We start from the raw sequence: 21,322 nt of genomic DNA, 5'->3' as shown, positions 1-21,322 counted from the left end.
CGATAGGTTGCCGATCAGTCGGACGGAACCACGGCCCGCTGTGACACATGCCCTCTTGCGCAGCGGCGCGGGGGTCCGGGGGGCGACACCCCCAGGGCGACAACACCCTCGAAATCACCCGGACGGCCGGACGCGTGTGCAAAAAAATGGCCCCGCCCGAACGGACGGGGCCATTCCAAGCGTCACCGACGGGCAACACCCTCGGCCCGCGCGGCAGCCGCAACCGCCGCGGTCACCGCCGGAGCAACCCGCTCGTCGAACGGCGACGGAATGACATAGTCGGCGGCAAGATCGTCGCCGACCACCGCGGCCAGCGCCTCGGCCGCCGCGATCTTCATCCCCTCGGTGATCCGGGAGGCCCGCACCTGGAGCGCGCCCGCGAAGATCCCGGGGAACGCCAGCACGTTGTTGATCTGGTTCGGGAAGTCCGACCGCCCGGTGGCGACGACCGCCGCGTACTTGTGCGCGACGTCGGGGTGCACCTCGGGGTTGGGGTTGGCCATGGCGAAGACGAAGGCACCCTCGGCCATGGAGGCCACCGCGGCCTCGGGGACCGTACCGCCGGAGACGCCGATGAAGACGTCGGCGCCGGCCAGCGCGTCCTCGAGCGAACCGCTGATGCCCGCCTTGTTGGTGAACCCGGCGAGCTCACGCTTGACGGACGTCAGGTCCTCACGGTCGGCCGACACGACGCCCTTGCGGTCGGCCACCGCGACATCACCGATACCGGCCTCGACCAGCATCTTGGCGATGGCGACACCGGCCGCGCCGGCACCCGAGATCACCGCACGCAGATCACCGATCGAGCGCCCGCTCAGCCGCGCCGCGTTCCGCAGCGCCGCCAGGGTCACGACCGCCGTACCGTGCTGGTCGTCGTGGAAGACCGGGATGTCCAGCCGCTCCTGGAGCTTGCGCTCGATCTCGAAGCACCGCGGTGCCGAGATGTCTTCCAGGTTCACCCCGCCGAAGGACGGGGCCAGCCGGACGACGGTCTCCACGATCTCGTCGACGCCGGTGCAGTCGAGCGCGATCGGGACGGCGTCCACGCCGCCGAACTGCTTGAAAAGGATCGCCTTCCCTTCCATCACCGGAAGGGAGGCCTCGGGGCCGATGTCCCCGAGTCCGAGGACGGCCGTACCGTCGGTCACGACCGCGACGACGGACGACTTCCACGTGTAGTCGTTGACCAGCTCCGGCTGCTCCGCGATCGCGGTGCACACGCGCGCGACGCCGGGCGTGTACGCGAGGGACAGGTCGTCCTTGTCACGCAGCGGCACGGTGGCCTGCACAGCCATCTTGCCGCCGCGGTGCAGCGCGAACGCCGGATCGAAGGAATCGAGGGGCTCGGCCCCGCCGTCCTGCTCCGTACTGTTGTCGCTGCGAGGATTGACGATCTCCGCTGCCACTTCGTTTTACCCCTTAAATATTCATGGTTTGAGGGTTGACCACTCCTGGTGAAGAGTGGGCGGGACCGCATACGACCCGATTGCCTGATACGTACGGGTCGTGCACGACGGGCGCGCCGCACACGCGCCCTGAGCCCCGGATGAGGGGTGTAAAGAACCTTCTTACCCGACGGACAGGGCCGACGACGAGTCCATTAGGTGCAAGGTCACATCACGGGACTAGAAGGTCACGTCCTGATGACATCGAGGCGACGTCGAGGCGAGATGGAGCGCCCTGCACACGTCGGCGAACGCCCGGGCAAGCACCGACCACATGGTGAGATGCACCGAAGGAATTTCGGCCGGTACCGGGGATTCCCGCAGACAGTCCGGCCTAATGTGCCGACCTGACGCGGTTCGGGGGTCACCCGTTATCCGATTTTGACATAGCGAGTCCCCTGAATAGCGCAGTCCGAATGGCAAGATGCCGTAAACCCACGAGGTCGCGACACCCCCAGGTGTGTGTTCTCGTCGACCTAACGGCAATCTCCACCCCTTCCGCCGGAGGAACCAACCATGACCGCAAGCTCCACCCGTCGTACGACCGCCCGCACCCGGACTGCTGCGGTCGGTGCGATCGCGGTCGCTGGCGCCCTGATCCTCACCGGCTGCGGTGACCAGACGGACAAGGGCAGCGACGGCGGTTCCACCACGTCCTCCGCTTCGGCGCCGCTCGCCGACAAGCTCCCCGCGGACATCAAGAAGGCGGGCGTCATCAAGGTGGGCTCCGACATCGCCTACCCGCCGGTCGAGTACATGGAGAACGGCAAGGCCGTCGGTATCGACCCTGACATCGCGGACGCCCTCGGCAAGCAGCTGGGCGTGAAGTTCCAGTTCACGAACGGCAAGTTCGACCAGCTCATCGTGGGCCTGCAGGGCGGCCGCTCCAACGTCATCATGTCGGCGATGAACGACACCAAGGACCGCCAGAACGGCATCGACTCCGACTCCGGCAAGAAGGTCGGCAACGGCGTCGACTTCGTCGACTACTTCACCGCCGGCACCTCGATCCTCGTCCAGAAGGGCAACCCGAAGGGCATCAAGTCCCTGGACGACCTGTGCGGCAAGGTCGTGGCCCTGCAGCGCGGCACCACGTCCGAGGGCATCGCCAAGGCGCAGAGCACCAAGTGTAAGAAGGACGGCAAGAAGGCCATCACGCTGCAGACCTTCGACACCGACCCCGAGGCGCTGCTCCGTCTGAAGCAGGGCGCGTCCGTCGCGGACCTGAACGACTTCCCCGTCGCGGCCTACAACGCCAAGACCTCCGGCGGTGGCAAGGACTTCGAGGTCGTCGGCGACCAGATCGAGGCCGGTCCGTACGGCATCGCGGTCGGCAAGAAGGACACCCAGCTGCGCGACGCGCTGCAGGCCGCCATGGCGGCGATCATCAAGAGCGGCGAGTACCAGAAGATCCTCGAGAAGTGGAACGTCTCGCAGGGCGCGGTCACCGAGGCGAAGATCAACGGCGGCTCCTGAGCAGCCCCGAGCAAGACTGAAGGGCTGTCCCTGTGACTGACAAGGTCGACAAGATTCCGGCGTCAACGGTGCCGCCGGAGCAGATCAAGGCGATCCCGGTGCGCCACTACGGCCGCTGGGTGGCGGGCATCGGCGTCGTCGCCGTCCTGGTGCTGATCGGTGTCGCGTTCTCCAACGCGAACATCAACTACAGCATCATCCCGGACTACCTGACGGATGCCACCATCCTGTCCGGCGTCTGGCACACGCTGTACATCTCGGTGCTCGCGATGGTGCTGGGCCTCGTGCTCGGCGTCATCCTCGCGGTGATGCGGATGTCGTCGAACCCGGTGACCAGCACCGTGGCGTGGCTTTACATCTGGTTCTTCCGCGGCACTCCGGTGCTGGTGCAGCTGCTGCTCTGGTACAACCTCTCCCTCGTGTTCCCCATCCTCAACCTGGGGTTCTACAAGGACGAGATGAACCAGGTCATGACGCCGTTCCTGGCGGCGCTGCTGGGCCTCGGTCTGAACGAGGCCGCATACATGTCGGAGATCGTCCGGGCCGGCATCCAGTCGGTCGACCTGGGGCAGACGGAGGCGTCGCACGCGCTCGGCATGACCAGCGGCAAGACACTGCGCCGGGTGGTCCTGCCGCAGGCGATGCGGGTGATCGTGCCGCCGACCGGCAACGAGTTCATCAACATGCTGAAGACCTCGTCGCTGGCCTACGCGGTACAGTTCAATGAAGTGATCAAGCGCGCCACGGACATCTCCAGCACCTCGCTGGCGGTCGTCGAGATGTACTTCGTCGCGTCGATCTGGTACCTGATCCTCACCAGCGTCTTCAGCGTCGGTCAGTACTACCTCGAGCGCCGTTACGCCCGCGGCTCGACGCGGAACCTGCCGCCGACCCCGTTCCAGCGTCTGAAGAAGAACCTCCGACTGTTCGGTTCTTTCCGCCGCCCGGAGGTGGCCCGATGACCGGTCTGAGCAAGGACATCGCACAGCCGACGAGCGGTGCGCCGATGGTCAAGGCCGAGGGCGTGCACAAGTCCTTCGGTCTGGCGCACATCCTCAAGGGCATCGACCTGGTGGTGAACCCGCGCGAGGTGTTCTGCCTGATCGGCCCGTCCGGTTCCGGCAAGTCCACCTTCCTGCGGTGCATCAACCACCTGGAGAAGATCAGCGCCGGCCGGCTGTACGTCGACGGCGACCTGGTCGGCTACCGGCAGAAGGGCGACAAGCTCTACGAGCTGAGGGAAAAGGAGGTCGCCGCGCAGCGACGGGACATCGGCATGGTGTTCCAGCGCTTCAACCTCTTCCCGCACATGACGGCTCTGGAGAACGTCATGGAGGCTCCGGTCCAGGTCAAGGGCGAGACCAAGGCCGTCGCCCGGGAGCGGGCCGAGCGGCTGCTGGACCGGGTGGGCCTCGGCGACCGCAAGGGCCACTACCCGGCGCAGCTCTCCGGTGGTCAGCAGCAGCGTGTCGCCATCGCCCGCGCGCTGGCGATGCAGCCGAAGCTGATGCTCTTCGACGAGCCCACCTCGGCCCTCGACCCGGAGCTGGTCGGCGAGGTCCTCGATGTGATGCGGGACCTGGCCGAGGACGGTATGACGATGATCGTCGTCACGCACGAGATGGGCTTCGCGCGTGAGGTGGGCGACTCGCTGGTGTTCATGGACGACGGCCTGGTGGTCGAGTCCGGCCACCCCCGCGACGTCCTGACGAACCCGCAGCACGACCGGACGAAGTCGTTCCTGTCCAAGGTCCTCTGACGCTCTCTGACGCTCTCTGAGGTCCTCTGACGCTCCGCCGCGAGAAGGGCGGTACGGGATTCCCGTACCGCCCTTCTCCGTGCCATGGAGCCTGCGTGTCGCCCTGCCCGCCCGTCGCCTACTTGAGCGCGAGAAGCAGCGTGTCCGAAGGCGAGCACCACACCGGCCGGGCCTCGGCGAAGCCCTTCTCGCGCAGCACGCGCGCGTGCCAGGCGGCCGAGGGCATGTCGCCGTCGGCGTGCTCACCGTAGATCTCGAAGCGCCGGGCGGTCGGCTCGGCGAGGACCGGGTCCTTGGCGGCCAGCTGCCACCAGTCGGCCCAGTCGAGGGAGCCGTCCCGCTTGGCCTGATCCATACGGGCGTGACGCCTGGCGCGCTCGGCGGCGTTGATCCGGGGCGTGGACTCGTCGATCATGTGGTCCACGTTCATGAAGACACCGCCGTCGCGGACGAGCTCCGCGACCTGACCGTAGAGGGCCGCGAGGGGTTCGCTGTGCAGCCAGTGCAGGGCCGTGGCGGTCAGGACGGCGTCGTACGAGTCGTACCGCAGCTTCGCGGGCCAGTCCGGGTCCTTGAGGTCGGCGGTCACGAAGCCGACCCGCTCGTCCCCGGCGAAGGTGCCCTCGGCGATGGCGAGGAGGGCCGGGTCGAGATCGACGCCGGTGCTGCCGGCCTGCGGGAACCTGTGCAGCAGGCGCGCGGTGACGGTGCCCGTGCCGCAGGCCAGGTCCAGCACGCGGGGTGCGGTCCCGACGAGGGCCTCGACCATGTCGAGCATGATCCGGAAGCGTTCCTCGCGGTCCGGCATGTACCACTCCTGCTGCCGGTCCCAGCTCTCCTGCCAGGCCGGCCAGTCCGCGCCGGCGGTCGCCATGTGTGCGTCCGTCATCGCACTCCTCCACCCCGTGAGATCACGTAATACCCTGTAAGCGCGACCGTCTATTACCCGACCGCACCCCACGACCATAGAGCGCCCTCCGTAAGGACTACAAGTGGAACTGGCCTATTACTCGGATTACGCCGTCCGTCTCGTCAACAGCGAGGAACCGGCCCGGGGCAAGGACAACCTGACCTCGGTCGAGGCCGTCCGCGATCTGTTCGGCGGCAACCAGTCCGCGGCCCGTCGCGCCACCGACGCGGACGTCACGCGCTTCCGCTCCGTACGGGCCCGGCTGCGCGCGGTCTTCGAGGCGGCCGACAAGGGCGACGAGACGCTCGCGGTGGACCTGCTGAACTCGCTCCTGCTGGAGTTCCCGGTGAGCCCGCAGATCTCCGGGCACGACTTCCGGGACGACGACGGCCGCCCGCTGTGGCACATGCACCTCGCCGACCACCCGTCGAACGCGACTGCGGGGTACGCGGCGATCGCGGCGATGGGCCTCGCGTTCCATCTGACCGAGTACGGCGTGGACCGCCTGGGCCTGTGCCAGGCGCCCCCCTGCCGCAACGCCTACCTGGACACGTCGACGAACCGCTCCCGGCGCTACTGTTCCGACCGCTGCGCGACGCGCGCCAACGTGGCCGCCTACCGGGCCCGCAAGCGCCTGGAGGCCGACCGGCCGGACAGGACGGGCCTGGCGGCCGAGAGCGCCCAGCGCACCAGCGCGAGCGGCGAGCGCTGACCGGGACGGAGCGGCCGGAACCGCAGCCGGACCCGGCCGAGGATCAGGTCCTCCGGCACGGTCCCGTAGTCGGTGCTGTCCCCTCCGGCGTACGGATTGTCCCCGAGCACCCACCAGCCGCCCTCGCGCCGCTCCGCGGCCCGCTTGACGACGAGCAGGTCCTGCTGGAACGGGTGGCGCAGGACCACGACGTCACCGGGCCTGATCCGGGCGCCGTACTGCACCACGAGCTGGTCCCCGTGGTGGAGCGTGGGCACCATGGACGGCCCGGTCACCTCGGCCAGTCCGAAGGGCGTGACGGCCCTCCCCCGCTCGGTCTCCTGCGACAGCTCCGGCATCCCCGGCACCTCCCCGGTCCGTTCCTCCACCAGTCTCAGTCTGACCCTGGACTTTTGTCCTAAGCCCAAGGGGGCACTCGCGAAAACCCGTCCTCCAGGGAGTAATGTCCCACCTGAGAAGACGATCACGAGGAAGGAATGCTCCATGCTTTCCCGCCTGTTTGCCCCCAAGGTCAAGGTCAGCGCACACTGCGACCTGCCCTGCGGTGTGTACGACCCGGCCCAGGCCCGCATCGAGGCGGAGTCGGTGAAGGCCGTCCAGGAGAAGATGGCCGCCAACGACGACCCGCACTTCCAGGCGCGTGCCACGGTCATCAAGGAGCAGCGTGCCGAGCTCGCGAAGCACCACGTCTCGGTGCTCTGGAGCGACTACTTCAAGCCCCCGCACTTCGAGAAGTACCCGGAGCTGCACCAGCTGGTCAACGACACCCTGAAGGCCCTCTCGGCCGCCAAGGCGTCCACCGACCCGGCGACCGGTCAGAAGGCTCTGGACTACATCGCCCAGATCGACAAGATCTTCTGGGAGACCAAGAAGGCCTGATCCTGTATCAGGCTCTCGGTTTTTCCGGAGCGGTTGTGAGGGGGCCCTGCCGGACATCCGGCCGGGCCCCTTCGCCGTCCCGTCAGCGGCCGCGGTCCGCTCCGTCATCCGCTCCGTCGTCCTCCCCCGCCTCCAGCAGGCCCGCCGCCGCGCCCACGATCCGCGGGTCGGGGGTGCCGACGACCTCCTCGTCCTTGTCGGCGTAACCGAAGCGGGCCGGCACGCTGCGCATGGCCTCGGCACGGGCCCGTTTCTTGTCGTTGCTCTTCCCCGGCCGGCCAGGTGAGAAGGTTGCACAGGATCGCCCCGAGGACCGCGCTGCGCGTTGTGAGCGCACGCGTGGCGATGGACGTGGCCATCGCGTTCGCCGTGTCGTGGAATCCGTTGGTGAAGTCGACGCAAGCGCCGTGATGATGACGACCGCCACCAGAAACGTGATGTGGTCCATGCCCCGGCCCTTCCCGGGCCGCGACAAGCGCGAGGCCAATGCGAGACGAACCGGGGGCGAAGGGTCCGTCGAAGTCGGGGGACCCGGCTGTGGGTTCCTGTGCGAAGCTGAAGGGGTGACCATCGAGGACCTGGTACGGCTGCGGCGGGCCCGCGACCGCATGGACCGCGAGTACGCCGAGCCGCTCGACATCGCCGAGCTCGCGCGCACCGCACTGATGTCCCCGGGCCACTTCCAGCGCAGCTTCCGCGAGGCGTACGGCGAGACGCCGTACAGCTATCTGATGACCCGTCGCATCGAGCGGGCCAAAACCCTGCTGCGCCGCGGGGACCTCAGCGTCACGGAGGTCTGCCTCGCCGTCGGCTGTACCTCGCTCGGCTCCTTCAGCTCCCGCTTCACGGAACTGGTCGGCGAGACCCCGAGCGCCTACCGGGCCCGGTCGCACGAGGAGAGTGCGGTGATCCCGTCCTGTGTCGCCCGCACCTTCACCCGTCCGCGTCGCCGCCCCTACTGACCCGGCCGCTCCCGCCCCACGGGCCCTACACTGAGATCTCTCAACAGCGTTGCCCGTCAAGGTCTTTGATGAGAGCCGGGGGAACCGTGGCGACTGCACGCATATCCGTCCTGAGCCGGGACCCGATCGCGGACATCGAGTCCCTCACGGACTGGCTCAGGGGCGAGCCGACGCTCGCCGGGAAGGTCCGCCTCGACGGCGCGAGCCCCGAGCCCGGGCAGCTGGGCACCACGCTCGACACGGTGACCGTGCTCCTCGGCGCCGGCGGCCCGCTCACCGTGCTCGCCTCCTGCCTGCGCGCCTGGATCACCCAGCCACGGCGCAGCGACGTACGCCTGGAGGTACGGCGCGAGGACGGCTCCGGCGTCGAGATCGACGCCAAGCGGGTGCGGAGCGAGGACCTGGAAGGCCTACTGCGGCGGATCCTCGCGGAAGGGCCGGACCAGGACGTACGGGAGTGACGTGCGCCTTCCCGACTCCCACCGCTCCCGGGTCGTACTGATCGGCGCGAGCCGCTACTCCGACCCGGGCCTGCCCGACCTCCCTTCCGTCCACCGCACCCTCACCGACCTGGCCGGGCTCCTCACCGACCAGTACTACGGGCTGGTCCCGGACAGCCACTGCACCGTCCTGCTCGACGACGGCGACCTGCGCACGGTCGGCGGACGGCTGCGGACGGCCGTGGCCGAGGCGGAGGACCTGCTCCTCGTCTACTACGCAGGCCACGGCCTGGTCGGCGGCCGACGGCACGACCTGTACCTGGCGCTGCCCGACAGCGAGTGGGCCGCGCCCGAGTTCAACTCCCTGGAGTACGAGAAGCTGCGCGACGCCGTGCTCGACAGTCCGGCCGGGACCAAGCTGGTGGTCCTCGACTGCTGTTTCTCCGGCCGTGCCCTGGGCGACTCCCTGGCCGGGGGCGACGACGCCGAGCGGCTCGGTCAGCTCGCGGTGGCGGGCACCTACGTGCTGACCTCGGCGCAGCGCGACCAGGTCGCCCTCGCGCTGCCGGAGGAGGAGCACACCGCGTTCTCCGGGCGTCTCATGCGGCTGCTGCGCGAGGGGGTGGTCGGCGGGCCCGAGCTGCTCACGATCGACGACCTCTACCGACGGCTCCGGGCGATCATGGAGGCCGAGGGCCTGCCCACGCCGCTCAACCGTGCCGCGGGGACCGCGCACGAGATCGCCCTCACCATCAACCGTGCCTTCGCCGCGACCGCCGGACCCGAACTGCGCCGACGGCAGGTCGCCGCGGTCGAGCAGGGCAAGGCCGGGGACTGGAAGGGCGCGGCGGAGGAGCTCCGGAAGATCCTCGACGAACAGACCCGGATCCTCGGCCCCGAGCACGCCGACACCCTGCGCACCCGCCAGTCCTACGCGCACAGCCTGGGTGGCGCGGGCACCCCGGTGCAGGCCGCGGGGCTGCTCCGGCAGCTCCTCGCCGACCAGCTGAGGCTGCTCGGGCCCGACCACGAGGACACGCTCCGCACCCGGCAGTTCCTCGCGGTGAACCTGGGCGAGGCGGGGCACCGGGAGGAGGCCATCGGGATGCTGAGGGTGCTGCTCGCCGACCGGGGCCGGGTCCTGGGCGCGGAACATCCGCACACCCTGCGGACGCGGCACATCCTGGCCCGCAATCTCGCCCTGACGGGTGGGCGGGACGAGGCGCTGGCGCTGCTGCGGCAGCTGGTGGTGGAGCGGGAGCGCGTGCTGGGGGTGGAGCATCCTCATACGCGCAGGGCCCAGGAGGATCTGGTGGGGGTGGAGGGGGCCGGAGATGATTCTTGACGACCGGCGGTTCGGTCGGCGGGCGAAGCAAATCGTGTATGACGCCGCCGACTGTGCCCACCGGCTCGGTCACCAGTCGGTGTCACCGGGGCACCTCCTGCTGGCCATGCTCGATGAGCAGTTCGGCGACACTACGGAGATCGAACACCTCCTCGGCGCCCCGGCCGAGCGGATGGCTGCCGCGATGAAGGAGGCACTCGGTACCGGGGCGACCCGGCGGGAGGGATACCTGCCGCTCGACGCGGAGACCAAGTCCGTACTCGAACTCGCGACGCACAAGGCCGTCGGCCTCGGAGCCACGACCGTGGAGCCGCCGCACCTCTTGCTCGCGCTGATCTCCCAGGGGAGCGGCACCGTGGTGGACGTCCTCCACAGCAACGGCGTGGACCTGGATCACCGGCGGCAGCTGATCGAGCGCCCCGCCTCGTCGCGCACCATCCTCGACAACGTCACCCGCGACCTGACCGGCCAAACGGGCCCCGCCATCGGCCGCTCCCGTGAGATCGACCGGGTCGTCCAGGTCCTCACCCGGCACCACCGCAAGGTCCCCCTGCTGATCGGCGATCCGGGCGTCGGCAAGCATGCCGTGGCTGCCGGCGTCGCCCGAGCGATCGCTCAGGAACATGTGCCGGATCCATTGCGAGGCCGCACGGTACGCGCCCTCGATCTCGGCGCCGTACTTGCCGACCCACAGCACCGGGCCCGGGGCGGTGCCCTGATCGCCGAGCTGCTCACCGAGGTCAGGGACAACACCCACCTCGTCCTCTTCCTCAACGGCGCCCTCACGCCCCTCTACCTGCCCGATCGCACCACAACCCCCCTCGGCCTCTTCCGCCCCCTGCTGGACGCACCGCGGGTCTTCGTCTTCGGTGACTGCGGCCGGTCCGAATACGAACGGCGGGACCCGAACACCGGCCTCGACCGGCTGATCCAGCCGGTGCTCATCGAGGAGCCGTCCGCCGAGGGCGTACGGGAAATCCTCCGCACGGAACGCCGACGCCTGGAGATCCACCACAACGTCACCTTCACCGACGACGCGCTGGCGGCCGCGGCCTCCCTCGCCCACGATCACGTACCCGACCAATCCCTTCCGGGCGCCGCCATCGACCTGCTGGACGAGGCCGGAGCCCTGGCCCGGATCCGGGCCGCACGCTCGGACGCGCCCCCGGACCAGTCCCTGGAAGTCACCGACGCCGACGTTTCCCAGGCGCTCGCCGCCTACTCCGGCATCCAGACCCCGCCCCGCCGGCTCACCACCCCCGCCGAGCACGACCCTTCCGTCTGGTCCATGAGTTGAACGGGCACGGCCCGGGCAACCGCCCTAGCGTGAGGCCATGGACCTGAAACTCAAACAGTGCTTCATCGCCGTCGACGACCACGACAAGGCCCTCGCCTTCTACGTCGACGTGCTCGGTATGGAAGTCCGCAACGACGTGGGCTTCGAGGGCATGCGGTGGGTCACCGTCGGCTCGCCGCTCCAGCCGGACGTGGAGATCGTGCTGGAGCCGCCCGGCGCCAACCCGGACGCCTCCCCCGCCGACCGGCAGGCAATGGCCGAGCTGCTCGCCAAGGGCATGCTGCGCGGGGTCATCTTCACCACGACCGACTGCGACGCCCTGTACGCCCGGGTCGAGGCATCCGGTGCGGATGTACTCCAGGAGCCGATGGACCAGCCGTACGGGGTGCGTGACTGCGCGTTCCGGGACCCGGCCGGGAACATGCTGCGGTTCATGGAGCGCGCGGACAAGTGAGCGGACAACTGAGCGGGCAGGTGGTGCGCGGGGCCGCCGTGCCTACGATCGCCCCATGACAATCCGCTGGACCTACGCCTTCGTCGACCGCCCCGCCGCACGCCTCGCCGGGACCCGCGCCTTCTGGACCGCGGTCACCGGCACCCGGCTGTCCGAACTCCGGGGCGATCGGCAGGAGTTCGTGACGCTCGTGCCCGAGGACGGCACCGACGCCTGTGTGAAGGTCCAGGGGGTCGTCTCCGGTGAGGGCGGCGCGCATCTGGACTTCTCGGTGGAGGACGTACCGGAGTTCGTGACGTCGGCCGAAAAGCTCGGCGCCGAGGTGGTCGCCGGGCACGAGGGGTGGGCCGTACTGCGGTCGCCCGCCGGGCAGTTGTTCTGCGCGGTGCCGTGGCACGGGGAGTCGGCGCGCCCGCCGGTGGTGGCGGGCAGCCGGCTCGACCAGGTGTGCCTCGACATCGCGCCGTCCGTGTACGAGGCCGAGGCCGCCTTCTGGGCGGGGCTGACGGGCTGGGACCTGCTGACCGGCTCGCTCCCGGAGTTCCGGGTGCTCAGGCCGCCGTCCGGGCTGCCCGTCCGCGTGCTCCTGCAGCGCCTCGGCGACGAGCGGCCCGCCTCCGCGCACCTCGACCTGGCCTGCGCGGACATCGAGGCGACCCGCGCCCGGCACGAGGAACTGGGGGCCACGCCCGTCTCCCGCGGCACCCACTGGACGGTGATGCGCGACCCGGCGGGCGGCACGTACTGCCTGACCGCACGTGACCCGGAGACGGGCGCGCTGCCGTCGCCGTCGGTCAGGGACGCCCAGAGGCGGGCGGGACAAGCGGGGTGAGCCCTGCCTGCGTCACCCCCAGGGCTCCACGTCCACCACGGCGGCGACCGGGACGGGGCCGTACACGTGCGGGAACTCCTCGCCGCCCGGCTCCATGGCCTCGTACTTCACGGGTACGCCGACCAGGGCGGGGTCCACGACCAGGACCACCAGGTCGTCCGGGCCTTCGTAGGAGCCGTACACGAAGGACGCCACGCGCGGGAGCTGGTCGCGGGTGGAGAAGTGGATGAAGCCCTGCTCCTGGAGAGTGCGACCGCGGGTGGAGATCTCATAGGTGCCGCGCTCGCGGGCCGCGTCCCACAGGGAGCGCTCGGTGATGTGGAGGATGTAGGGCAGTTTCGGCATGCGGCCACGCTACGGCGTCAGTCGCGCCGCCCGCGACTGCAGATACCGCTGTTCCGGCAGGCTCAAGGTGCGGGCGGCCGCCGCTTCGTAGGCGGCCCGGGCGGCCGCGTACTCGCCCGCGCGCTCCAGAAGGTGCCCCCGGACCGCGTCCAGCCGGTGACTGCCGCCCAACTCACCCTCCAGTGCCTCCAGTTCGGCCAGGGCGGCGCGCGGGCCGTGCACCATGGCCACGGCCACCGCACGGTTGAGGCGCTCGACGGGACCGGGGACCAGGCGGACCAGGAGGTCGTACAGGCCGAGGATCTCCCGCCAGTCCGTGACGTCGGCGGACGGCGCCTCGTCGTGTACGGCGGCGATCGCCGCGCGCAGCCCGTACGGCCCGGCCGGTCCCCGGGACAGCGCCCGGGTGACGAGGGCGACGCCCTCCTGGATCGCCGCCCGGTCCCAGCGGTCGCGGTCCTGTTCGTCGAGGGGGACGAGCTCGCCGTGCGGGCCGGTGCGCGCCTCGCGTCGGGCGTCGGTGAGCAGCATCAGGGCGAGCAGGCCCGCCACCTCGCCGTCGTCGGGCAGGAGGCGGTGGACGGTGCGGGTCAGACGGATCGCCTCGCCTGCCAGGTCCCGGCGCTGGAGGCTCGTGCCGGAGGTGGCCGTGTAGCCCTCGTTGAAGATCAGGTACAGCGTGTGCAGAACGGCGGGCAGGCGCAGCGCCCAGTTGTCCGGCCGCCCGAAGCAGGCCGAGCGCACCTTCTGCTTGGCCCGGCTGATGCGCTGGGCCATCGTCGCCTCGGGGACCAGATACGCACGGGCGATCTCCACCGTGGTCAGACCGCCGACCGCGCGCAGGGTGAGCGCGATCTGCGCGGGCGGGGTCAGCTCCGGATGGCAGCACAGGAAGAGCAGGGAGAGCGTGTCGTCCTCACGGGGCGCCCGGTCCGGGACGGTCACCCGGGCGGACAGCTGAGCCACCCGCTCCTCCCGGGCCCGGCGGGCCTCGTCGGCGCGCAGGGTGTCGGCGAGCCGCCGCGCCGCGACCCTGATCAGCCAGCCGCGCGGATTGCCGGGCACCCCGGCGGACGGCCACTGCCGGGCGGCCGCGAGGAGCGCCTCCTGTACGGCGTCCTCGGCGGCGTCGAAGTGTCCGTACCGTCTGACCAGCGCACCGAGGACCTGCGGCGCATGGCGGCGCAGCAGGTCCTCGGTCTCGGTCGTGCCGTTCATGCCGTGTTCGTGCCGTCGATACGGCTCAGCAGATGTCCCCGGCGCCGTCCATGATGGGCCGGATCACCACCGGGTAGTCGGTCTGGCCCTTGGGGCCGGGGCAGCGGCTGACGCGCTCGGCGATCTCCGTGACCCGCTCCAGGCTCTCGCACTCCAGGACCCAGTAGCCGGCCATCAGCTCCTTGGTCTCGCTGTACGGGCCGTCGGTGATCACCGTGCTGCCGTCGGGGGCCCGGCCGACCAGCCGGGTCTTCGCGGGCTCGGCCAGTCCCTGGCCGTCGATCATTTCGCCGGACTCCGCGAGGTCGTCGTTGATCGCGCCCATGTAGGCGTACATGGCCTGGAGTTCCTCTTCGGTCCAGGTCGGGGCGTGCTCGGACGTCTTGCCGCGCATGCCCTCGTAGTCCGCCTGCGTGCCCTGCACCATCACCAGGTACTTCATCGGTCCGCTCCTTCGGCTCTCGCCACCCACTGCGGGCGGCTTTCACGGGGACGTCGGAGCCGGGCCGGGATTCTCGACACGGGCTCAGGATTTTTTCGCGGCGGATTGATCGGGCTCCTGCTGCCGGGGCTCGACGGCGGGGTCGACGCAGGCCTCGCAGTCGGGGTTGTGGCAGGGGCCGGGACCCCACACCGGGACCCAGGCGCCCAGCGTCTTGTGCCGCCGGACGACGGTTTCGACGGGCTGCCCGCAGACGGGACAGACGTGTTCTTCGCTGTCCATGTCCTCAGGGTAGGGCGGGCCGGGGTACGGCGCGTCCCCTTGTGCGGAGGCGCTCAGCGCTTTCTGCTGTACGTCCGCACGAGCACCCCGTTCTCGAACGTGCGCACGGACTCCAGACCGAAGTCGGTGACGGCGAAGCCGCTGCCGAACATCGGCATTCCGGAGCCGTACACCTGGGGGTAGGTCTTGATGACGATCTCGTCGATCTCGTCGAGCAGTTCGCCGGCGATCCGGGAGCCGCCGCAGAGCCAGATGCCGAGTTCGCCGTCCTCGGCCTTCAACTCGCGGACGGCGGAAACCACATCGTCGTCGATCACCGTCACATTGGGGTCGGGCGAGGTGCCGAGACTGCGGGAGGCGACGTACTCGCGCAGGTGCCCGTAGGGGCTGGTGACGCCGATGTCGAGGGCGAGCCGGTAGCTTCCGTGGCCCTGGATCACGGTGTCGAAGTGCCTGTTCCCGGCGTCCTTGAGGCCGAGTTGCTCCCGACCCTGGGCCGCGATGGTTTCAGGGTAGGTCGAGGTCAGGAACCCGAGGAACTCCTCGTCCAGGAAAGCGAACATGGACGAGGCGTCGCCGCCCGGGTCGCCGATGAAGCCGTCGATGGAGCAGGCGACGAAGTAGGTGAGCTTTCGCAAGCGGGTCTCTTTTCGTAGGCTGCGCTGTGGTGACCACTCCAGTTGTAGTACTGCAGTTGTAGTGGTTGCAAGGGTGTTTCCGGCACGGGACGGAGACCGGGACAAGTGGGAGAGGTGATTCCGCATGGCGGGCAATCCGGAGCGCCGGGCCGCCCTGGTGGACGCCGGGATCGAGGTGCTCGCGCGCGAAGGGGCGCGCGGGCTGACGTTCCGCGCGGTGGACGCCGGGGCCGGAGTGCCGGTGGGCACCGCCTCGAACTACTTCACCGGGCGCGACGACCTGCTCCGGCAGATCGACACCCGGCTGCACACCCGGCTCGCACCCGACCCCGAGGTGCTCACCGCGCTGCTGCGGGCGCCCAGGGACCGCGCTCTGGTCACGGCCCTGATGCGCGACCTCATGCGGCGCGTGACCCGGGACCGCACGGGCTATCTCGCGCTGCTGGAAATGCGTCTGGAGGCCACCCGGCGCCCGGAGCTCCGCGACTCCTTCACCAGGTCGGTGCGCGGGGATCTGGAGTACGGCGTGGAGTTCCACCGGCAGGCCGGCCTGCCCGGCGGCGACGAGACCGTCGCCGTGCTCTATCTCGCGATGCTCGGCCTGATCCTGGAACACCTGACGCTGCCGGGCGTCCTGGACGGCGTACTGCCCGGGGTGGACGTCCCCGACGGACTCGTCGAGCGGTTGGTGGCGACCATCGTGCCCACGCGGTAGGCCCGCGGCTCAGCCGCGCGGCTCGCGCCACATCGGCCACATCGGCGGGCCGTCGGGCAGGACGAGGGGGTCGCGGGTGACGAAGCCCAGGCGCTCGTACAGCCTGCGGCTGCGGGCGTTGCTCGCCTCCAGGTACGCAGGCCGGGCCTCCCGGTCGCAGCGGTCGAGGGCGGACCCGAGGAGTGCGGTGCCTGTGCCGCGGCCTTGGCGCTCCGGGGTCACGGCGATCATCCAGAGGTATTCATGGGCGCGGCCGCGGGGGTGGACTCCGGCGGTCAGCCGGGCAATCACGTCGAGGCGTGCGTTGTCCGGGTCGACCGCCTCCATGAGCCGGGCCGCGGCCTCGTCGTCGGGGTGGTCGTCCTCCGGCACGGCCAGCCACAGCGCGCACGCCGAGCCGTCCTCGGTGACGTCGATCCGGCCCTCGTGGAGCACGACGTCGGTGAACTCGGCCATCAGGCGCGGATGCGTCGCACGGCGGTACTCCGCACCCGGGAAGATCCAGCCGCTGACCGGATCGTCCTGGAAGGCCACGTCCAGCAACCGGACCACGGACTCGCGGTCGCCCTCACCCGCCGCCCGGATCGCCACGTCCATCTCCACCCCGCCTCCCGCACACAGGCCGACGGTCGATCAACGGACGCCGAGCCTGCCGGGTTCCAGGGATACGGCGGGTTCCGGGGGTTCGGCGGGTTCCGGGGATGCGGCGGGTTCCGGGGATGCGGCGGGACGCCGGGTTCCTGTGAAACCGGCGAGACGGCGGGTTGCTGGGAACGGCGGGCCCCGCACGCCGTGGGGATGTGCGGGACCCGCCGGGCCGGAGCCCCCAGGTGACCATGCGGAGTCAGGAGCCGCACGGCCCCGGAGGCTCCGGGGTCATCGGGTGCCGACGGGCGTCGGCCTCAACTGCTGCGCCGGGTCACGAACTCGGCCAGCGCGAGCAGGCCACCCGCCGATTCCGGATCGGGGACCGCTCCGGCCAGCTCCTGCACCGCCCGGCTCATCCGGTCGGCCGCCTGGGCCTGCGCCCAGTCACGGCCGCCCGCCCGCTCCACGGCCAGCGCCGTCCGCTCCAGGTCCTTCTCGTCGTACGGCCGTCCATACAGCTCGGCGAGCTCGGCCGCCGCCGGGGTGCCGGAGGCGAGCGCCGCGACCACCGGCAGCGATTTCTTGCGCGCGGCGAGATCCGCACCGGCCGGCTTGCCGGTGCGGCTGGGGTCGCCCCATATGCCGATCACATCGTCGATCAGCTGGAAGGAGAGCCCGGCCTGCCGCCCGAACGCGTCCAGCGCCGCCACCTCTCCCTCCCCGGCCCCCGCGTACAGCGCGCCGAGGGCACAGGCGCACCCGAGGAGCGCGCCGGTCTTGGCCTCGGCCATGGCGAGCACCTCGTCGAGGGTGACCTCGGTGGGGCCGCGCTTCTCCAGGGCCGTGTCCGCGTGCTGGCCCGCGCACAACTCGACGACGCAGTCGGCGAGCCGTGCGGCGGCCGCCCCGGAGGCCGGGTGCAGGTCCTCGGCGAGCAGCTTGAGCGCCAGCGCCTGGAGGGCGTCCCCGGCAAGGATCGCGTCGGCGTCGCCGAACACGGTCCACACCGTGGGCCGGTGTCTGCGGGAGGTGTCCCGGTCCATCACGTCGTCGTGCAGCAGCGTGAAGTTGTGGACCAGCTCCACCGCCACTGCGGCCCGTACGGCGGTCGCCCGCGCGCCCGGTCCGCCCAGCGCGGAGGCCGCGGCGAGGACCAGCGCGGGTCTGATCGCCTTGCCCGCGTTGCCCGCCGCCGGGCTGCCGTCCGCGTGCTCCCATCCGAAGTGGTAGAGCGCGATCCGGCGCATCGAGCCGGGCAGCGACTCGACGGCCGCGCGCAGTTGGGGGCCGACCGACGCCCGGGCCCGGTCCAGGATCACCGCCGCCTCGTGCCCGTCGAGCGGGCCCGGACCGCCCACCCCTGCGGGCCTTCGCCGCCGGCGTGACTCCAGCGACTCACCGGCCTGCGGTGCCCCGGCGGGCCGCTGCTTCGTCTCCGTCACGAACTCGGCCATGGGTCCCCCTCGCGGCGTCGGCGGACGGTGGCGCTTCCGCTCCGACTGAGCGCGTACCCGGAGGACCTACCCGCCCCGAGGGGCGGGGACACGGCCGCGAAGTGCGGAAACGTCACCTCCAGCGACCGATCTCGACGTTCTCCAGCACGCCGAGCGCGTCCGGGACCAGGACCGCTGCCGAGTAGTAGGCCGTGACCAGGTAATTGATGATGGCCTGTTCGTTGATGCCCATGAAGCGGACGGACAGGCTCGGCTCGATCTCGTCCGGGATCCCGGCCTGCCGCAGCCCGATGACGCCCTGCTCGTCCTCGCCCGTACGCATGGCGATGATCGACGTCGTACGCTCCGGGGTGACCGGGATCTTGTTGCACGGGTAGATCGGCACCCCACGCCAGGTGGGGATGCGGTTGCCGCCGATCTCGACGGTCTCCGGGACGAGTCCCCGCTTGTTGAGCTCACGGCCGAACGCGGAGATCGCGCGGGGGTGGGCCAGGAAGAGCTTGGTACCGCGCCGCCGGCTGAGCAGCTCGTCCATGTCGTCCGGGCTGGGTACGCCGTCGTGCGGCTGGAGCCGCTGGTCGTACTCGCAGTTGTTCAGCAGTCCGAACTCACGGTTGTTGATGAGCTCGTGCTCCTGACGCTCCTTCAACGCCTCGACCGTCAGCCGGAGCTGCTGTTCGGTCTGGTTCATGGGCTGGTTGTAGAGGTCGGCCACGCGCGTGTGGATGCGCAGCACGGTCTGGGCGATGCTCAGTTCGTACTCGCGCGGCCTGGCCTCGTAGTCGACGAAGGTGTGCGGGATGTCCGGCTCGCCGCTGTGGCCGGCGGCGAGATCGACCGCCTTCTCGCCGTACTTGTTGGTGCGCTGCTCGGGGATCGAGCGCAGCTGCTGGAGGTGCTCGCGCAGCGAGTCGGCGCGCTCGGCGACCTGCTCGAAGTGCTCGCGGGACAGGATCAGCACGGTGCAGGCGGTGTCGGCGCGGGCCGTGTACTCCCAGATGGCGTCCGGGTCGAGCAGCGCCTGCTCCCCGAAGTACGCCCCGTCGGCGAGGACACCGAGGACCGCGTCGTCGCCGTACGGACCGGTGCCGACCTTCTCGACCCTGCCGTGGGCCAGCAGGTACACCTCGTCGGTCCGGCTGCCGAAGGAGGCGATGACCTCGCCCGGTGCGAAGTCCCGCTGCCGGCAGCGCTGGGCAAGCTCCGACAGCACCTCCCCGTCCTCGTACGAGCGCAGGGCCGGCAGCTCGCCGAGCTCGGCCGGGATGACCTCGACACGGTCGCCGGTCTTCACGAAGGTGATGCGGCCGTCGCCGACCGCGTACGTCAGTCGCCGGTTCACCCGGTACGTGCCGCCGTGCACGTTCACCCATGGCAGCGTCCGCAGCAGCCAGCGGGAGCTGATCTCCTGCATCTGAGGTGCGGACTTGGTGGTGGTGGCCAGGTTCCGCGCGGCAGCCGTGTCCAGGGACTGCTGCGGCTTGCCCTGATCCGTGCGGACCTCTTCGCCTACCGACATAAGGAAACGCCCTCCCGGTCATGCCGAGCGCCGAACTGCGCCGGGCATCGGTCTCGGAGCCAGCCTTCCTCACGGGACGTATCCGCTCAATTACCCGAAAGAGCGGGAATGGATCATCGTATGACTGGGCAGACAGAGGGATCCTGTCCAGTGCCGTCACCGATGCGGCCCTTGACGGCACTCGGCCGCCGCGGCCGCCACCAGTGACCCCGGAGTACAGCCGAAGGAGGCGTGCACGCCTGCCGGGCCCGTTGTGCCACGGTGTGATCAGCAAGGACGGCACGCTTTACCTCGTCGGCCACGGCCGCGCCGGCCATGCGGGATCCGGCGACGACGTGCCGCGCGCGGTGATCGAGGAGCGGAGGCTGCCGCCGGACAGCGAGGCGGCCGCCGACGGCAACCGGCACTTCTGCGGCTTCGAGTGCGAGAGCCTCGGCGACGAGGACGACCCCCGGCCCGAGGTCCGGCTGGAGGCGCTCGAGCGGGCGGCCGCGGCGGTCTGCCGCCACCTCGAGCGGCAGCCCGGCAAGACCGACCCCCAGGGGTTCACCATGGCCTCGCTGCGGACCCGGATCGGGGCGCGGCCGGACGACGGGCCGGGTCCAGAGCTCGGAGAGCGACTGAGCCGGCCCACGCCGCCGCCCGGCCCGCCCACCGCCGGGCCGGGCGGGCGACAATGGCCGGGTGACCAGCGCCGACACCCCCGATCCCGCCGCCCTGTGCCCCCGGCTCCCCTCACCGCTCCAGGAGATCGAGGACGACCGCTTCGAACGCCACGGCGTGCGTCTCCTCCTCAAGCGTGACGACCTGGTCCACCCCGAGCTGATCGGCAACAAGTGGCGCAAGCTCATGCCGAACATCGAGGCGGCGGCGGGACGCGCGGTGCTCACCTTCGGCGGGGCGTACTCCAACCACCTGCGGGCCACGGCCGCCGCGGGCCGTCTGCTCGGTCTGTCCACGGTCGGCGTGGTCCGCGGCCAGGAGCTGGCCGACCGCTCCCTCAACCCCTCCCTCGCCCGCTGCGCGGCCGATGGCATGCGGCTGCACTTCGTCGACAGGACGACCTATCGACGCAAAGCGGAGCCCGAGACCCTGGACGCCGTCCTGCGCGCGGCCGGCGCCGAGGACGCGCACGTCGTCCCGGAGGGCGGCAGCAACGCCGAAGCCGTGCGCGGCTGCCTGGCCCTCGGCGAGGAACTGCACGGCCTGGCCGACGTCGTCGCCCTCGCCTGCGGCACCGGCGGCACACTGGCCGGTCTCGCCGCCGGACTCGCCCCGGAGCAGCGCGCTCTCGGCATCGCCGTCCTCAAGGGCGGCTTCCTGACCGCCGGCATACAGGCCCTGCAGGAGCGGGCCTTCGGCACCCGTCTCGGCACCTGGTCCGTCGACGACCGCTTCCACTTCGGCGGCTACGCCCGCACCACCCCCGCGCTCGACGCCTTCGCCGAGGACTTCGAGGACCGGCACGGGCTGCCCGTCGAGCGTCTCTATGTCGCCAAGTTGCTGTACGGACTTGTCACCCTGGCCGACGCCGGCGCCTTCCCGCGCGGGACGGCCGTGGCGGCGGTCGTCACCGGCCGCCCCTTCCCCGAACGCTAGGGCCCGGCCCG

At 70.7% G+C, this 21,322-nt stretch carries 24 protein-coding genes and 3 pseudogenes; 14 read left to right on the top strand and 13 right to left on the bottom strand.

Annotated elements, in window-relative coordinates:
• Positions 1-182 precede the first annotated feature (182 nt).
• Complete coding sequence (locus Q8A52_RS02900; RefSeq protein WP_316748412.1) at positions 183-1,406, bottom strand: NAD(P)-dependent malic enzyme; 1,224 nt, start codon at positions 1,404-1,406, stop codon at positions 183-185.
• Positions 1,407-1,961: 555 nt separating this feature from the next.
• Between Q8A52_RS02900 and Q8A52_RS02895 the strand changes: the two genes are divergently transcribed.
• From Q8A52_RS02895 to Q8A52_RS02885, 3 genes are read left to right on the top strand one after another with little or no spacing between them, the layout of a single operon-like run.
• Entirely contained in the window at positions 1,962-2,921 is a 960-nt protein-coding gene (locus Q8A52_RS02895) for an ABC transporter substrate-binding protein (protein WP_316748410.1), read from the top strand.
• A gap of 32 nt (positions 2,922-2,953) precedes the next feature.
• Positions 2,954-3,883: an amino acid ABC transporter permease gene (locus Q8A52_RS02890; RefSeq protein ID WP_316748408.1), complete on the top strand. Its 930-nt coding sequence runs from the start codon at positions 2,954-2,956 to the stop codon at positions 3,881-3,883.
• Positions 3,880-4,680 (top strand): amino acid ABC transporter ATP-binding protein, encoded by an 801-nt coding sequence (locus tag Q8A52_RS02885; protein ID WP_316748407.1) that lies wholly within the window; start codon positions 3,880-3,882, stop codon positions 4,678-4,680. Before Q8A52_RS02890 ends, Q8A52_RS02885 begins: the two co-directional genes overlap by 4 nt.
• A gap of 118 nt (positions 4,681-4,798) precedes the next feature.
• Here the strand turns inward: Q8A52_RS02885 and Q8A52_RS02880 are convergent, their stop codons facing one another.
• The gene (locus Q8A52_RS02880) at positions 4,799-5,569 is read right to left on the bottom strand and encodes a class I SAM-dependent methyltransferase (protein WP_316748406.1); all 771 of its coding nucleotides are present in this window, start codon (positions 5,567-5,569) and stop codon (positions 4,799-4,801) included.
• Between the two features lie 103 nt (positions 5,570-5,672).
• Here Q8A52_RS02880 and Q8A52_RS02875 point away from each other — a divergent pair, with 103 nt between their 5' ends.
• Entirely contained in the window at positions 5,673-6,302 is a 630-nt protein-coding gene (locus tag Q8A52_RS02875) for a CGNR zinc finger domain-containing protein (RefSeq protein WP_316748405.1), read from the top strand.
• Here Q8A52_RS02875 and sodX read toward each other — a convergent pair.
• Complete coding sequence (sodX, locus tag Q8A52_RS02870; protein WP_316748758.1) at positions 6,206-6,640, bottom strand: nickel-type superoxide dismutase maturation protease; 435 nt, start codon at positions 6,638-6,640, stop codon at positions 6,206-6,208. The genes Q8A52_RS02875 and sodX overlap by 97 nt on opposite strands.
• A 145-nt stretch (positions 6,641-6,785) precedes the next feature.
• Between sodX and sodN the strand changes: the two genes are divergently transcribed.
• Positions 6,786-7,181 (top strand): superoxide dismutase, Ni, encoded by a 396-nt coding sequence (gene sodN / locus Q8A52_RS02865; protein ID WP_020136639.1) that lies wholly within the window; start codon positions 6,786-6,788, stop codon positions 7,179-7,181.
• Positions 7,182-7,263: 82 nt separating this feature from the next.
• On the opposite strand, the pseudogene Q8A52_RS02860 reads toward sodN, so the two are convergent.
• Together Q8A52_RS02860 and Q8A52_RS02855 are read right to left on the bottom strand one after the other, a co-directional pair.
• Positions 7,264-7,449: pseudogene (locus Q8A52_RS02860) on the bottom strand (polyphosphate kinase 2); the annotation flags it as partial.
• 16 nt (positions 7,450-7,465) lie between these two features.
• A pseudogene (locus tag Q8A52_RS02855) lies at positions 7,466-7,629 on the bottom strand (inorganic phosphate transporter); the annotation flags it as partial.
• A 115-nt stretch (positions 7,630-7,744) separates the two neighbouring features.
• On the opposite strand from Q8A52_RS02855, the gene Q8A52_RS02850 reads away from it, so the two are divergent.
• From Q8A52_RS02850 to Q8A52_RS02825, 6 genes are all read left to right on the top strand, one after another.
• Entirely contained in the window at positions 7,745-8,143 is a 399-nt protein-coding gene (locus Q8A52_RS02850) for a helix-turn-helix transcriptional regulator (RefSeq protein WP_316748400.1), read from the top strand.
• A gap of 86 nt (positions 8,144-8,229) precedes the next feature.
• A complete protein-coding gene (locus Q8A52_RS02845) occupies positions 8,230-8,604 on the top strand; it encodes an effector-associated constant component EACC1 (RefSeq protein ID WP_316748397.1) in 375 nt (124 codons plus the stop codon).
• Position 8,605: 1 nt separating this feature from the next.
• Complete coding sequence (locus Q8A52_RS02840; RefSeq protein WP_316748396.1) at positions 8,606-9,928, top strand: caspase family protein; 1,323 nt, start codon at positions 8,606-8,608, stop codon at positions 9,926-9,928.
• Complete coding sequence (locus tag Q8A52_RS02835) at positions 9,918-11,225, top strand: Clp protease N-terminal domain-containing protein (protein WP_316748394.1); 1,308 nt, start codon at positions 9,918-9,920, stop codon at positions 11,223-11,225. The genes Q8A52_RS02840 and Q8A52_RS02835 overlap by 11 nt, the downstream gene beginning before the upstream one ends.
• A 37-nt stretch (positions 11,226-11,262) precedes the next feature.
• Positions 11,263-11,679: a VOC family protein gene (locus Q8A52_RS02830; RefSeq protein WP_316748392.1), complete on the top strand. Its 417-nt coding sequence runs from the start codon at positions 11,263-11,265 to the stop codon at positions 11,677-11,679.
• Between the two features lie 55 nt (positions 11,680-11,734).
• Positions 11,735-12,511: a VOC family protein gene (locus Q8A52_RS02825; protein ID WP_316748390.1), complete on the top strand. Its 777-nt coding sequence runs from the start codon at positions 11,735-11,737 to the stop codon at positions 12,509-12,511.
• A 12-nt stretch (positions 12,512-12,523) separates the two neighbouring features.
• On the opposite strand, the gene Q8A52_RS02820 is transcribed toward Q8A52_RS02825, so the two are convergent.
• The 5 genes from Q8A52_RS02820 to Q8A52_RS02800 form a co-directional block, all read right to left on the bottom strand.
• Entirely contained in the window at positions 12,524-12,856 is a 333-nt protein-coding gene (locus Q8A52_RS02820) for a DUF952 domain-containing protein (RefSeq protein WP_316748388.1), read from the bottom strand.
• A gap of 9 nt (positions 12,857-12,865) precedes the next feature.
• Complete coding sequence (locus Q8A52_RS02815) at positions 12,866-14,074, bottom strand: RNA polymerase sigma factor (protein ID WP_316748387.1); 1,209 nt, start codon at positions 14,072-14,074, stop codon at positions 12,866-12,868.
• A 25-nt stretch (positions 14,075-14,099) separates the two neighbouring features.
• Entirely contained in the window at positions 14,100-14,516 is a 417-nt protein-coding gene (locus tag Q8A52_RS02810) for a YciI family protein (protein ID WP_316748385.1), read from the bottom strand.
• An 84-nt stretch (positions 14,517-14,600) separates the two neighbouring features.
• Positions 14,601-14,798, bottom strand: a complete 198-nt coding sequence (locus Q8A52_RS02805; RefSeq protein WP_316748383.1) for a hypothetical protein — start codon at positions 14,796-14,798, stop codon at positions 14,601-14,603.
• Positions 14,799-14,851: 53 nt separating this feature from the next.
• Positions 14,852-15,436, bottom strand: a complete 585-nt coding sequence (locus Q8A52_RS02800) for a dihydrofolate reductase family protein (RefSeq protein WP_316748381.1) — start codon at positions 15,434-15,436, stop codon at positions 14,852-14,854.
• Positions 15,437-15,560: 124 nt separating this feature from the next.
• On the opposite strand from Q8A52_RS02800, the gene Q8A52_RS02795 reads away from it, so the two are divergent.
• Positions 15,561-16,151 (top strand): TetR/AcrR family transcriptional regulator, encoded by a 591-nt coding sequence (locus Q8A52_RS02795; RefSeq protein ID WP_316748379.1) that lies wholly within the window; start codon positions 15,561-15,563, stop codon positions 16,149-16,151.
• A 9-nt stretch (positions 16,152-16,160) separates the two neighbouring features.
• Here Q8A52_RS02795 and Q8A52_RS02790 read toward each other — a convergent pair whose 3' ends face one another.
• From Q8A52_RS02790 to Q8A52_RS02780, 3 genes are all read right to left on the bottom strand, one after another.
• Positions 16,161-16,748, bottom strand: a complete 588-nt coding sequence (locus tag Q8A52_RS02790) for a GNAT family N-acetyltransferase (protein WP_316748756.1) — start codon at positions 16,746-16,748, stop codon at positions 16,161-16,163.
• Positions 16,749-17,053: 305 nt separating this feature from the next.
• Positions 17,054-18,193: a family 2 encapsulin nanocompartment cargo protein polyprenyl transferase gene (locus Q8A52_RS02785; RefSeq protein ID WP_316748376.1), complete on the bottom strand. Its 1,140-nt coding sequence runs from the start codon at positions 18,191-18,193 to the stop codon at positions 17,054-17,056.
• A gap of 112 nt (positions 18,194-18,305) precedes the next feature.
• Entirely contained in the window at positions 18,306-19,712 is a 1,407-nt protein-coding gene (locus Q8A52_RS02780; protein ID WP_316748374.1) for a family 2B encapsulin nanocompartment shell protein, read from the bottom strand.
• Positions 19,713-19,918: 206 nt separating this feature from the next.
• Between Q8A52_RS02780 and Q8A52_RS02775 the strand changes: the two are divergent.
• A pseudogene (locus Q8A52_RS02775) lies at positions 19,919-20,377 on the top strand (N-acetylmuramoyl-L-alanine amidase); the annotation flags it as partial.
• Between the two features lie 19 nt (positions 20,378-20,396).
• Positions 20,397-21,311, top strand: a complete 915-nt coding sequence (locus tag Q8A52_RS02770) for a 1-aminocyclopropane-1-carboxylate deaminase/D-cysteine desulfhydrase (RefSeq protein WP_316748372.1) — start codon at positions 20,397-20,399, stop codon at positions 21,309-21,311.
• Positions 21,312-21,322: the final 11 nt, after the last annotated feature.

Origin of the sequence: Streptomyces herbicida (assembly GCF_032656585.1) — a bacterium.
Taxonomy (GTDB): Bacteria; Actinomycetota; Actinomycetes; order Streptomycetales; family Streptomycetaceae; genus Streptomyces; species Streptomyces herbicida.
Note: the sequence above shows the minus strand (reverse complement) of the source record. Positions and strands in the feature narration are given on the sequence as shown.

Bases quoted from the DNA above. Each gene is read 5' to 3' on its own strand.
- Q8A52_RS02820 (WP_316748388.1), bottom strand. From the start codon at position 12,856: ATGCCGAAACTGCCCTACATCCTCCACATCACCGAGCGCTCCCTGTGG.
- Q8A52_RS02785 (WP_316748376.1), bottom strand. From the start codon at position 18,193: ATGGCCGAGTTCGTGACGGAGACGAAGCAGCGGCCCGCCGGGGCACCG.
- Q8A52_RS02795 (WP_316748379.1), top strand. From the start codon at position 15,561: ATGGCGGGCAATCCGGAGCGCCGGGCCGCCCTGGTGGACGCCGGGATC.
- Q8A52_RS02835 (WP_316748394.1), top strand. From the start codon at position 9,918: ATGATTCTTGACGACCGGCGGTTCGGTCGGCGGGCGAAGCAAATCGTG.
- Q8A52_RS02825 (WP_316748390.1), top strand. From the start codon at position 11,735: ATGACAATCCGCTGGACCTACGCCTTCGTCGACCGCCCCGCCGCACGC.
- Q8A52_RS02780 (WP_316748374.1), bottom strand. From the start codon at position 19,712: ATGTCGGTAGGCGAAGAGGTCCGCACGGATCAGGGCAAGCCGCAGCAG.
- Q8A52_RS02880 (WP_316748406.1), bottom strand. From the start codon at position 5,569: ATGACGGACGCACACATGGCGACCGCCGGCGCGGACTGGCCGGCCTGG.
- sodX (WP_316748758.1), bottom strand. From the start codon at position 6,640: ATGCCGGAGCTGTCGCAGGAGACCGAGCGGGGGAGGGCCGTCACGCCC.
- Q8A52_RS02830 (WP_316748392.1), top strand. From the start codon at position 11,263: ATGGACCTGAAACTCAAACAGTGCTTCATCGCCGTCGACGACCACGAC.
- Q8A52_RS02815 (WP_316748387.1), bottom strand. From the start codon at position 14,074: ATGAACGGCACGACCGAGACCGAGGACCTGCTGCGCCGCCATGCGCCG.
- Q8A52_RS02885 (WP_316748407.1), top strand. From the start codon at position 3,880: ATGACCGGTCTGAGCAAGGACATCGCACAGCCGACGAGCGGTGCGCCG.
- sodN (WP_020136639.1), top strand. From the start codon at position 6,786: ATGCTTTCCCGCCTGTTTGCCCCCAAGGTCAAGGTCAGCGCACACTGC.
- Q8A52_RS02810 (WP_316748385.1), bottom strand. From the start codon at position 14,516: ATGAAGTACCTGGTGATGGTGCAGGGCACGCAGGCGGACTACGAGGGC.
- Q8A52_RS02895 (WP_316748410.1), top strand. From the start codon at position 1,962: ATGACCGCAAGCTCCACCCGTCGTACGACCGCCCGCACCCGGACTGCT.
- Q8A52_RS02790 (WP_316748756.1), bottom strand. From the start codon at position 16,748: ATGGACGTGGCGATCCGGGCGGCGGGTGAGGGCGACCGCGAGTCCGTG.
- Q8A52_RS02805 (WP_316748383.1), bottom strand. From the start codon at position 14,798: ATGGACAGCGAAGAACACGTCTGTCCCGTCTGCGGGCAGCCCGTCGAA.